Source organism: Halorubrum luteum (genome assembly GCF_054652935.1).
The window spans coordinates 2317151-2328933 of record NZ_BAAIGT010000002.1 but is presented as its reverse complement, the minus strand read 5'-3'; the positions used below and the strand labels follow the sequence as shown (position 1 = coordinate 2328933).

At 62.0% G+C, this 11783-nt stretch carries 12 protein-coding genes; 4 read left to right on the top strand and 8 right to left on the bottom strand.

Annotation, left to right across the window (positions count from 1 at the left end):
- Positions 1-120: 120 nt before the first annotated feature.
- Entirely contained in the window at positions 121-789 is a 669-nt protein-coding gene (locus ACYQ0R_RS11550) for a hypothetical protein (protein ID WP_459823875.1), read from the bottom strand.
- 673 nt (positions 790-1462) lie between these two features.
- On the opposite strand from ACYQ0R_RS11550, the gene ACYQ0R_RS11545 reads away from it, so the two are divergent.
- A complete protein-coding gene (locus ACYQ0R_RS11545; RefSeq protein ID WP_459823873.1) occupies positions 1463-3343 on the top strand; it encodes a right-handed parallel beta-helix repeat-containing protein in 1881 nt (626 codons plus the stop codon).
- A gap of 93 nt (positions 3344-3436) precedes the next feature.
- On the opposite strand, the gene ACYQ0R_RS11540 is transcribed toward ACYQ0R_RS11545, so the two are convergent.
- Complete coding sequence (locus ACYQ0R_RS11540; RefSeq protein ID WP_459823871.1) at positions 3437-3829, bottom strand: integrase; 393 nt, start codon at positions 3827-3829, stop codon at positions 3437-3439.
- A gap of 259 nt (positions 3830-4088) precedes the next feature.
- Between ACYQ0R_RS11540 and ACYQ0R_RS11535 the strand changes: the two genes are divergently transcribed.
- Complete coding sequence (locus ACYQ0R_RS11535) at positions 4089-4307, top strand: antitoxin VapB family protein (protein ID WP_459823868.1); 219 nt, start codon at positions 4089-4091, stop codon at positions 4305-4307.
- A gap of 602 nt (positions 4308-4909) precedes the next feature.
- Entirely contained in the window at positions 4910-5437 is a 528-nt protein-coding gene (locus ACYQ0R_RS11530) for a DUF8054 domain-containing protein (protein WP_459823865.1), read from the top strand.
- A gap of 226 nt (positions 5438-5663) precedes the next feature.
- Here the strand turns inward: ACYQ0R_RS11530 and ACYQ0R_RS11525 are convergent, their stop codons facing one another.
- The 6 genes from ACYQ0R_RS11525 to ACYQ0R_RS11500 form a co-directional block, all read right to left on the bottom strand.
- Positions 5664-6263: a hypothetical protein gene (locus ACYQ0R_RS11525; RefSeq protein ID WP_459823862.1), complete on the bottom strand. Its 600-nt coding sequence runs from the start codon at positions 6261-6263 to the stop codon at positions 5664-5666.
- A gap of 128 nt (positions 6264-6391) precedes the next feature.
- Positions 6392-7201: a hypothetical protein gene (locus tag ACYQ0R_RS11520; protein ID WP_459823859.1), complete on the bottom strand. Its 810-nt coding sequence runs from the start codon at positions 7199-7201 to the stop codon at positions 6392-6394.
- A 57-nt stretch (positions 7202-7258) separates the two neighbouring features.
- Positions 7259-7855, bottom strand: a complete 597-nt coding sequence (locus ACYQ0R_RS11515) for a hypothetical protein (protein ID WP_459823856.1) — start codon at positions 7853-7855, stop codon at positions 7259-7261.
- A gap of 12 nt (positions 7856-7867) precedes the next feature.
- The gene (locus ACYQ0R_RS11510) at positions 7868-8446 is read right to left on the bottom strand and encodes a hypothetical protein (protein WP_459823853.1); all 579 of its coding nucleotides are present in this window, start codon (positions 8444-8446) and stop codon (positions 7868-7870) included.
- A 559-nt stretch (positions 8447-9005) separates the two neighbouring features.
- Positions 9006-9455 (bottom strand): hypothetical protein, encoded by a 450-nt coding sequence (locus tag ACYQ0R_RS11505; protein ID WP_459823850.1) that lies wholly within the window; start codon positions 9453-9455, stop codon positions 9006-9008.
- Positions 9452-9988 (bottom strand): DUF7344 domain-containing protein, encoded by a 537-nt coding sequence (locus ACYQ0R_RS11500; protein ID WP_459823848.1) that lies wholly within the window; start codon positions 9986-9988, stop codon positions 9452-9454. The genes ACYQ0R_RS11505 and ACYQ0R_RS11500 overlap by 4 nt, the downstream gene beginning before the upstream one ends.
- A 386-nt stretch (positions 9989-10374) precedes the next feature.
- Here ACYQ0R_RS11500 and ACYQ0R_RS11495 point away from each other — a divergent pair, with 386 nt between their 5' ends.
- Complete coding sequence (locus tag ACYQ0R_RS11495) at positions 10375-11739, top strand: DUF5305 domain-containing protein (RefSeq protein WP_459823846.1); 1365 nt, start codon at positions 10375-10377, stop codon at positions 11737-11739.
- The last annotated feature ends 44 nt before the right edge of the window (positions 11740-11783 follow it).

The following is an 11783-nucleotide window of genomic DNA, read 5'->3' as shown; positions in this document are numbered from 1 at the left end:
TATCGACCGTGGGCCATCGGCCCGGAGGCGTGCGACGCATCGCGGGTCGTTCGTCCGTCGGAGCGCCGGCTCTTTGGGGTTCCAAGACGGCGACTGACGCAGCGTTGCGGCGTGGGCTCATTAGTCCTCCCCCGGGTCGGCTCCCTGTCGTACCGCGGTGATCTCGATCTCGGCGTCGAACTCATCCGGTTCCTCTTCGTCGGTGGTCTCGGAAACGATGCGGAACCCGACTTCGACCGTCGCCGCCTCTTCGTCACCCTCGTCGTCCTCCTCGTCGTCGAACGCCGGGACGCCGTCGATTTCGGCGTCGTCGTCGCCAGGGGAGGTGACCTGCACGTCATCAGTGTCACTGTCGTCCGACGGCAGAAGCGCCAGGTCGAACTCCTCAATACTCGTACCGTCCAGCCCGTCGTCGCTTGTGTCTCCGAATCCGACGCTAATATCGACCGGTTCGCCGGTCTCGTTCTCGTTCCGGATGACGATGACGCCCTGTTGGAGCGTCCCGGAGTCTTCGAGATCATCGAAGAACCCGTAGGAAACGATCGAACTCCGGCTGAGCTCCTCGGCGTCGAAGTCCAAGACGCCATCATCCTCGTCCACGTCGACGGCCCTCGACGGGAGGTCTTCGTTCGGTGCGATCACGAGCTGACTCGCGTCGTCGTCGGCGAGGTCGACGACGAAGTCACGGTCCGCCTCAACCGTGGTGAACGCGCCCGATCCGAAGACGGCCCCGGCGACGCCCGTTACTCCTGCGGTCATTCCGATGAGTAGCGTTCTACGAGAGGTCATGAGTAATCACCCGTGTTGCACGTCGACGATCCGTCCCGGCGGCCACCGGACCGTCGAGACCACGACGTCCCCTGTCGGCGGACCCATCCACACCCGTCGAAGCGCCCGTCACCGACCATCTGGTCACGGCGTCCGGCCGGCACCGGTGGTGTGGCTGTCGTGTCGGGGCCCGTTCGCCGGGAGGTCGTGGTACGTACATGGTGGTCTATAGGTGGTTATCATCCGGACCCATTTTTTAATGACCCCCGTGAGCGCGCTCGGCCGCCGCCTATGAAGGTTCAGTGTGTGTCTGAGCACCGGTCGATCGGCGCGATCAACGCTCAGGCAGGGTTTGAACATCACCATGCGCGTGCGAATGACGCTCAGAACCGGCCGGATCCGCTTCGATTCGGGTCGTCGGGGTGGCTCGTCGAGTCTCGTCGCGTCCGGATCGGACCCGACGTCACAGCAGCCGGGATCGGAGTCGAGTGCCTGAACGGGAGCTCCGTCGGACGTTCAGCCGGACGTTTTCGTCCCCGGATTGCGAAGGGCGGAGTCCGATCGTCGGCTGGTGGCGTGGATACGCCCCCCGATCGAGGCTTTTCAGACACGTCGTGATCCGGCTCATGCGGCCTATTAAAAAGAGGGTAGGGGACGTTCCCTGTGGTAGCATAACGGGTGTGTACCACCGTCCATGAAACTCAATCGACGAAAGACGCTGCTCGGTCTCGGTGCCGCCGCAGGTGGCGGCGGAATCGTGTTCGGATCGGGGGCGTTCACACAGGTGCAAGCGGACCGGGACGTGACCATCGGCATCGACTCCGACAGCGAGGCGTTGCTCGCATTGAAAGCGAACGACGACGTCACCTCGGTGTTCGAAGACGAGGAATCGGGTGAACTCGTCATCGACACTGACGAACTGAGCGACGATGATGAAGGGTTCAACGTCGGATCAACGGTCACCATCGGACGCATTGAAACCGGTTCCGGCGATTTCGGCACGGTCGTAGAAGGTGAAGAGGCGTTCAAAGTCGTCAACAACTTCGACGAGGTCGGCGGCGGAGAAGACGGTGCGCTCGACGTCGAGATCGACGCGAGTGATATCAATGACCCTGAGGTTGATCCCGAGGAGGACGATCAACATCAACTGATATTCACCATTACGCACAGGGACGAAGACGATAATGTGATCACCGACGACCTTGATTTCAGTGCTGCAAAAGAAGGAAGTATTGCCATCGGGAACGTCGAGTCGGGTGACCAACTCGACGTTGCGATCGGCTTGCTGACGGGTAATGCCCACGCGCCCGACGAACTCAGCGGCGACATCATCTTTGCTGCTGAGCCGGCCTCCGGCGAGTTCATTGAGCCGGCCACCCCGGTTAGAAACACTTCCAGAGAGCCCGCAAGCGAGTACCAGACGCTTTCGGCCGCTGTTGCTGACGCCGGAGACAGTGAGACGCTCGAGCTTGGCGACGCCACGTACACCGATCGGGTCACCATTGAGAACGACGGACTGACGATCGAAGCCGCCGCCGACGAAGCGTCGCCAACTGTCGACGGCCAAGGCGAGATTCCCGTGCTGGTTGACGGCGCAGACGGTGTGACCGTGGACCCCCACGACGATATCGAGTTCCTGTCCGGGATTGACGTGGGCGCTGACTTCAGTGATTACCCCGCCGAACCGGTTGCTGACCGTGGATTGACCGTTGATGTAACTGTTGGCGCTGAGGCCGAGTTCAAGAGTATCGGAGCTGCGCTGAACGGAAAAGGCGCAGACACCACGATTCTCGTAGAATCTGATTACGACGCCAGCAACGAGGATTCGGATAACGCTGGCAGTAGTAGTGCGCTGATCAGTATCGTGCACGAGAACGTTGAGGTCATCTCAGAAGAGGGGCCAGAGGAAACGGTAATTGATGAGAGACCAGATGCGGGCGGTGACGGCCGAGCCGTTGACATCAACGCAGCGAATGTTGTGTTCCAAGGATTCGACGTGGCTGATGCGGCTCAGGAAGGCATCGTTGTCACCGGTGTTGAGGATGCAGAAGGCATCGAAATCACGGATAACAAGGTTACCTCATCCAACGATGGTATTCTGGTCTCGGAGTATGGACCGGAAGGCTTCGAATCCGCCAGTACGGATCAAATACTAATTGCCAATAATGAAGTCCACTCTGACCGCATCGGCATTAGCGTCTCGGACGGCGCTGATGAACCGGTTATCGAGAACAATACGGTGACAGGGGAGAACGCCAACGCAATTCAGGTGTCGGATGAAGCTGAAGATGCAGTTGTTGAGGGTAACTTATCAGCAGGAGACAACAGAGATGACCTTGTTGTCACCGGCTCGGTACAAAAATCGGTGAATAACCACTTTGTTAGCAACGACAGGTATGCCGTTCGACTCACCACTGAGGGAACCCTCAATGTCGCTAACAACTGGTTCGGAACCGAGGACCGAAGCACAATCGAGGATCGTATAGAAGAAGAAGAGAGCGGAGGTGAGGTCACTTTCGACCCATTCGCTGGGGCACCGGTTGATCCGGACGCTGGTGACGACAGCGACAACTAAGTAGGCCACCCGCCTCTTTTTTCGACGTGACCGCTCGGCTAAATGACCGCGATTTCCCATTCTATCACGACCCGAAAGTGACATCCACAGCGCCTATTCGAGCACCGTGAGCCCAGCCTCGTCATGGGTCTTCTTCAACCGCTCCGCGGAGTCGTCCAAGTAGTGCTTTTCGAGAACGCTCGATTTGGTTCTCCTGGAGAGGGCGTCAATATACTTGGCGTCTACACCGAGTCGTGACATCCCCGTGGCAAACCAGCGACGCAGCTTCTGCACCGTCACCCCGGTCGCCTCGGATATCTGCCGAAACTTCCGACTCGCTGGCTGTTTCACCGTCTGGAACACGCGCCCATCGTCCGGATCGCGGTCGGGCTTGAACCGCTCGAACGCCTCGGCCGCCCCGGCGTTGTAAAACGTCACCCACGTCTGCTGCGTTCTCGACCCTCTGTCGGCCACGATCATCCGCTTCGCCTCGTCGATCTCGCCCATCGTCAACGCGACCGGCTCACCGAACCGGTCTCGCTGTTCGAGCTGGTGCGACTCGAAACCGAACTGACCGAGCGACTCGGGGTGGAGGTCGACCTCGTCACGAAGGAGTCGCTGAAGCCGCGAATCGGGGACGCGATCGCCGAGGACGTGCGGTACGTCTGACGACGACGCTCGAGGATGTCGAAACGTAAGCCGCGATCGAGGCGATCGATACGACCGGCAGGAACAGTCATGTATACAAGCCCGTATACGGTCGCACATGGGCAAGAACAAGAGCATTCGCGTGGAGCCAGATACGCACGCGGCGCTCGCCCGGTTAAAAGGGGAGGACGAGACCGTCGACGACCTCCTCTCGCGTCTGGTCCGGGACCGACGCGAGTCCGTCCGCGCGGGTGCCGGGCTGTGGGACGGAACGGACGCGGCCGAAAAGGCTCGGGAGGCCCGCACCGAAATGAAAGACGGCGTGGGTGGACGGTGACGCTGTACGACAGCAGCGTGACCCGACGCGTTCCTCCACGTCGGCACGTCGATCGATGACAACACGGAACGACGGAAGAGCCACCAGCCCAACGGTCCAGTTATAAATACCGGACGGTTGCAGGAACACGGCTTCGCACGCGGAGCGAGCGATCCGGGGTCGTCGGCGTCCGTTCGCGGTTCCGTCGACACACCCACACCACCGTGTCCGGAGTTCGAGGGTGATCGTGGGGAGATTATGTCGGCGAACCAAACTTTCGTCGAGAGATATTGACCGGACACACTACCGCGTCCGCTGTTCGATCGTCGTACCACCGAACACACCACCGTGTCCGCTGTTCCGGATTCGATCGGACGCGGAGGATCACGGGCATCTCGGCTGCACTCGCTTCGACGCACCATCACGACCACCCCACCGACCCCACAACACCGGACACGGTGGTGTCCGTCTCCCACCCAATCGAATATAAACGGACGCCGCGATCCGGGACGCGCACGTCACCGACGAAGCGCGCCATCGGCGGGCACGTTCGCGCAGTCTCGGGCCGCGATCCGCCGTACACCCCCGATTTATACGTCGATGCGGCCGTTTGAGATTACGTAATGCCACGGGAGTCCTCCAACCCCGAGACGGCCGCAGAGACGCTGCTCGATCGCCTGTTCGATGCCGACGTGCTCGTCGTGGACGACGAGGGGCGCGACGACGAGGTGCTCGACCTGACGGCGGAGTTTCGCGCCGACTGGCGGCGGCGGATGGACCACCTGCGGGGTCGCGACCCGACGACGTATCTCGCGTTGTATCGCGGGGCGGATCCGGACGTGCTGGAGTGTGCGGTCTCGGAGCTGGGCGTCGTCGTCGCGCGGGAGGGCGAGCCGATCGGGCGGTGGCCCTCGGAGGCGGCGATGCTCGCGGACGTGGCGGCGTACTCGCTGTGCGACGAACTGGTGGCCGGCTGGCACGAGTTTCCGTCGGCACAGCGCGACGAGCTGGTGGCGCGCCTGCGGGCCTTTATGAATCGGTGTCCGACGTGTAGCGAGGCGGTGGTCGAGAGCGACGGCGTCGATCGCGAGCTGCCGCGCCTGCGCTGTGAGGGGTGTGAGGCGACGCTGCTCGGTGAGGGACGAGAGTAGAGGTATCCGGACGTGTCTTCGGCATGAAGACCTATGGTAGCTTGTTATCAGCCACACCACTATCCCGGTGTGGCACGAGTTTGGGTGTATTGTTCGAATTCAACCCTATTGAACCGGAAAGGACGACGACGGTTCCGTGAATGGTGAACTCTGTAACTGCCGCTGGCAGGTGACGCTCTCGGTGGAAAAAAGAAAACGAGGGGGGAACTCGGTGTCGTGTGACTCGTCAGTCGCCGTCGAGGAGCTCGGCGGTGAACGTGAGTTCAGCCGTGAGATCCTCGGGTGCGTCGTCGGCGTCGACGGCGATGGCGCCGAGGACGCGATCGCCGGGATCCTCCTGTTCGGGATCGAGGTTCGCGGAGATGTCCGCGTCCTCCCCTCCGGCGATCGAGACGGTGTTGTCCGGGTTTTCCGCGGGCGTTTCGGCTATCACGACCGTGATATCGACTTCGTCGGGCGTTTCCTCGAGGCTGACGCCGAGGTCGATCGGGTACGTCCCTTGCGCGCGGACGACGAACGCGCTCTCCTCAACGACGGTCGGATCACGGATGTCGTCGAGGCGACCGAGGGTGAACGCGCTGTTCGTGCTCGCACCGTCGAGATCGATGATGAACTCCCCATCATCGCCGATCTCGGCCGCGTCCGACGCCAGATCATCGTTCGGCTCGATCGTCAAGAGGGCCTCGTCGTCGGCGTCGATACCGATCGAGAGTTCCCGGTCGGCTTCGACCTGGGTGAACGCACCGGTGCTCAACACGGCGGTCAGGCCGGCTGTACCGGCCCCGAGGAAACCGAGAACGCTTCGACGCGACGCTGGACCGTTCATGCTATCACCGAGCGCATCTCGGCCTGCTGGTTCCGATTCCGTTCGTCAAGGACCGAACCCGAACGGCCAGCTACTGACACCGTGCGAACACGTCGGCCGAACCGTCGGTCGATCCCCGTTTGCATGGGTTAGAAATCCCCGAGCGTGGTACCGTCCGGATCGAGGACGAAGGTATCCTCTTCGCTTTCAAGCGTGGATCCGTCGAACGAATCCACGTCGCGCGCGGCGAACCGGTACTCGTCGTCGAACGGCTCGCCGGCACCGGTCCCGGGACCGGTCTCGATCTCGATACTCAGGTTGACACTTTCTCCGTAGCCAAGTTCAACCACGCCTCCGGGATAGTTGTCACCGGCGCTGTCCCGGAGCGCATAGCGGAAGTACTCTCTCTCGTCCCACTGTGGATCATCGGGGACATAATCGTCGGATACGTTGATGTCCCGAACGTCATCATCGCCGACGGTCCTGCCGGAGATCTTACTCTCAAGTTCGGCTCCATTATCAGCTTCTGCAACATCATCCGCACCTCCATCCGATCTGTCGATGGGAGCGAGGATCCGGAGTTGATGAGCTCGAGCCCTATCGTCATCCGCCTTCGCGACGTTCAGGAAGACGGCGTTGTTGCCGTTGTTCTCGACGGTCAGCACGTCGCGGAACAGGTTCACGCCGTCGCCAACCATTCCGCCGCCGTCTTCATCCTGACCGACGGTGATCGAGACGTTTTCCGCCCCTGAACCAGCCTGCTCAACGTCGACTTCGCTCAACTCGTCTTCCTGTGGTCCGGCGGTGAGGGCGAGAGCCGCCTCGTCGTCGTTCGAGAAGTTCAGTGTTACGTCTCTGTCGGACTCGAGCTGGGTGAAGGCTCCGGAGCCGAAGACGGCCCCGCCGCCGAGACCCGTGAGGCCGAGTGTCGCCAGCGCCTTGCGTCGTGTGAATTTCATGGTCGTGTGTTCTTGTGCTCGGTTACAGTCCGGTCGTTCGCGTGCGATGCGTCTCGGTCATTGTACCAGATCCGCCTCGATCGCGCTGATTCGTATCTCGGCGTCGAGCTCCCCGAGCCCGTCGACATCACGGCTGTCGATGATGACCGCTCCGAGGACCGACTCGCTTTCCTGAAGCGTGTCGATCGGGGCTCGCTCACCGGTGTCGGACAGGTCGATGGATGCGAGGGAGTCGCCTCCGGGTTCCGCGAACTCCAATCGGATTTCGGCTCCGGTACCGGCATCGTCGAACTCCCTCGGCGTGAGTTCCAGCGCAACCTCGGTGGTGCCGTTGTTCGTGATCGTGAACGCTTCCGTCTCGATATCCGGTTCGGAGGCTGAGAGGTCGTCGACCCGCCCGACGGATTGGATCGCGCCCGCGGCCGCGATGTCCGTGCTGATCTGGAAGTTGCCATCGTCGTCGAGGCCGACCGTCTCCGAGCCGAGGTCGGGGTTCGCCTCGATCGACAGCGCCGCCTCGTCGTCGACCGAGAAGTGCAACGCGACATCGCGGTCGGCGGTCGTCTGCGTAAACGCTCCTGACCCAAACGTCAGACCAGCCACTCCTGCCGCCGCAGCGACCAGTCGGGTGAGGAGCGTTCGTCGGGGAGGCATATTCAGTGTTGGTTAGTTGGGCGAGAAGTCAGGGGCCCCTTCGTCAACTTGCTCAGCCTCGAATGTGACTACAGATACGGTTTCTCCAGCGCTAGCGGTCTCGGTCAGGATATTGATGTCGAATGTGGGGGTAGCACCTTCTTCGATAATGAGCGTATCACCACTAAGATCTTCACCAGTGTCCTCAATTAGATCATGCCCCTCGTCGGTGAATTCCACTATTTGGTCATCCTCCACACTCACAACAAACTCCACCATATCACCATCTGCATCCACAAGGGGATTAGCGGATAGTTCCAGTCCGTTTTCTGCCAGAGTGATATCATCTTCTCGGTCGACGGCTTGTACTTTTATATTACCATCATCGTCGTTAATTTCGAAGACGCCATCAGCGTCTTGTGTGATGAATTCTGAATCTGCCCCATCAGATGCATCAATCCCCAGCCGACCTTCTGTCGCATCCACGATTTCGACCTGAACTTCACGGTCCGCCTCAAGACTCGTGAGCGCACCTGATCCGAACACTACACCACTACCAGCCGCTGCCGTGCCGAGTCCCAGAAGGACGTTGCGTCGGTTCATGTCTGCCATTGGTTGATCACGTCCGTTATCTCGGACGTACCCATCCATACTGACGATATCCCCTTATTAATAGGCCGAGTGAGAATCATCAGACCGAGTCTGAAGGGACTCATCAAAACACGAACGAGGCTCAAACGGTGCATGAATCACGGGTCGTCAACGGAACCCGATCGAAATATCCGCTATGTGGACTTGCTTCACGCTCAGGGAGGATATGAAAGTCGCCTGAAACCGACGACCATACGGAAAGAAGAGGGAGCAACCCGGCACCGAAGCCAAACGGACGGAGCCGAGCGACCGAAATAAAAGAAAGCAGTTCTCTGAGATGTCGCACATGAGCCTATCGCAGGCTGTCCTGCCCGACGTGGCTGTTTTGCTTCCCGACGTAGCTGTCGGGAGGAGCGCGTCCGGACCCACCGTCTGAGCGACTGATCGACCGGTCGATCACGGTCGTGAAACCGTCGACCGCTGACGCGACGAGTGGCTGGGTTGTCGAGTTCGGAAGTTCAGGCACCCTCTGATCGAGTCGCCGTGAGTCGAACGGCGTCTCGGATGGACACGACAGGCCTCAAGCAGTACCGTCGTCAGCGATCTCTTCGACCACGATACCACTGGGACCCTCACCGACGAGATCGAGTCTTACTGATGCAGTTTCATCATTATCAACGGAAAACTCCAGCGTTACCGAATCTCCATCTGGATCAATTGTTTTCGGTAAATCAACATCCCCTTCCCCTTCAAAACTACCGTTGCCGTCGATAACTTCTACATGATTAAGATCTGTACTGTTGGTATCGTCCTTGTTTGTGACTTCTAACTCTGCATCGGGGCCCTCTTCGTTTCCTGGATTCTCAACCACGTCAAGATCATCAATATCATCGACGATTTCAACCTGAGTTGCTCTGTCGGCCGATAAGCTGGTGAGGCCCGCCGAGCTGAGTATTGCGAGTCCGCCGCCAGCGCCCATCGCGGTGATCGCTCCTCGACGCGTCCACTTCGACAGTCGATCCTCACTCATGCCGACTCACCCCCCACGGGCAGATCCTCACCCAGTCGGTTCCGCTTCGTCTGCACGTAGTGGATCCCCGCCGAGACCGCGAACAGCCCGACGATGAGCGACGCCCACATGTAGCCCGTGATCGCGTCCGGGTACACGCCGAACCACGCCGAGGCCACGAGCGCGGCCGTCACGCCCGACAGCCCCAGATAGTACTCCGCCCACGGGATCTCGTCGCCGGGAACGACCTCCAGATAGAACTCGAGGTCCTCGAGTTTCTCCGTCGGCTCGATCGTCTTCCGCTCGCAGGTGATCACGCCCGCCTCCTCCAGCTTGTCGATGTGCACCTGCTGGAGCGAGCTGTACACCCGCCGCCGCTCCTCGCTCGTGATCCGCGAGATCGGCTTCTCGCACTCGCGCGCCGCAACGTGCTCCGCCAGCTCCCCCAGCTCGATCGGCGTCTCCAGCTCCTGGCACGCCCGCACCGCATACCGCCGCCGCTGGTTGCTCAGCAAACTAAACACGTCCCCTCGTGACGGATGTGTCGCGTTCATATGCCCGGGAACCACTCGTAGTGTCATAACATGGCATTTGATATAAATTTGTGTGTTTGCACAATTTGCAAATATGATAATTGGGAACAATTTCCCGGCAAAGTAAGTTACTGATAACTATAGTAACTGTAGCTTACTCGCAGCCCGCCGCGTCGATCGGGCTGTCGCGCTCTCCGGACGCGATGGGGGACACACCGGGTCTCGTAAGTTGCGACTGTCGAAAGAACAAAGCCCGTCGCCGACCGTGTCGTCCGTATGAAGCGTCGCCGCGGCCGGGCACCCCGTGCGCCACAACACACCGACACGCACCGCCGCTCCACAACCTCCTCTCGCGAGCGACGACCCAGCGATCCGGATCGCAACGCGCGGAAGCGTCACGGGAAGCAATGACCGGTGCCGACGACTCCGCGAGCAGGAGCCCCGGCGACGGGCCCACCGACGATGACGACGATCCCTCGCTCGGCGATCGGTTCAGCTCGCAGGTGGATCGCCTCCGGCCGACGGTCCGCGAGCGCGTGACGGTCGGCGACCGCGCAGTCATTCACAAGTACCTCCCGTACGTCGCGATCGCGTTCCTGCTCGTCGCCGCCGCGGGCGGGGTCGTCGCCCACGAGGAACACACCGCCCCCGAGGTCGAGACGACGACCGAGACCGCCGGCACCTGGACGGTCGACTCCGAGTTCGACCACGGCGCGACCGTCGTCAACGACACCGCCGTCTTCGCCGCGGGCGACCGCCTCGAGAACCGCCCGCTCTACTTCACCCGCCTCGCGCCGGTGCTCGATGGCGAGTACCGGCTCACCCACGACGGCGACGCCGAGCCCGCGACCGGCACGGTCGACGTCGAGATCGTCGTCGAGGCCACCGACGAGATCACCGGCCCCGACGGCGAGGAGCGGACCGTCACGCACTGGCGCGAGACCGAACCCGTCGCCACTGACGACGTCGAGGCGCTCGACCCCGGCGAGGTCCACACGGTCACGTTCGACGCCGACGTCGTCGCCCTGGTCGACCGCATCGAGGCGATCGAGGAGGAGCTCGGCGCGTCGCCGGGCACCACCCGCATCTCGGTCGTCGCCGAAAGCGACATCGAAACCGAGGTCGCGGACGACCGCTTCGTCGACGGCCGCACCGATCGCCTCGAGCTCGAGCCCGGCGGCGGTACCTACGAGGTCGAGGCCGACACCGAGGGCACCGGCAGCTACGAGGCCACCCGCACCGTGGAGGTCCCGGTCGAGTCCTCGCCGCTCCGGCTGTACGGCGGCGCGCTGCTCGCGGTCGTCGGCCTCCTCGGCGCGATCGCGACCGGCGTGGCCCGCCGCGAGGAGCTGTTCGCGGTCGGGGACCACGAACGTGCTCACCTGGAGTACCGGCGCACCCGTTCGGACATGGACAAGTGGATCTCGGCCGGCAGCGTGCCCGACGACGACGATCGCACCGTCGTCGAACTCGACTCGCTCCGCGATCTCGTCGACGTCGCAGTCGACAGCGACCGCCGCGCCATCGAACGCGCCGACCAGCGCCCCCGCTTCGTCGTCCTCGACGACGACGTCCGCTACGTGTACGACCCGCCGCCCGAGCTGCTCGCACCGGGCCGGGCCACCCCCGAGGGCGACGACCGCACCGAGTCGGACTCCCCGACGCCGCCGACCGACGGGAAGACGCCCTGGGAAGACCCGACGATCGCGGACGACGGTGGCCCCTCACAGGCCGCCACCGACGGTGACGGTCGGCGGCGCGACGAGCCGTGAGTCGGGTCGTTCCGTGTCGCTGCCGCCCGGACGTCGGCTCGCGC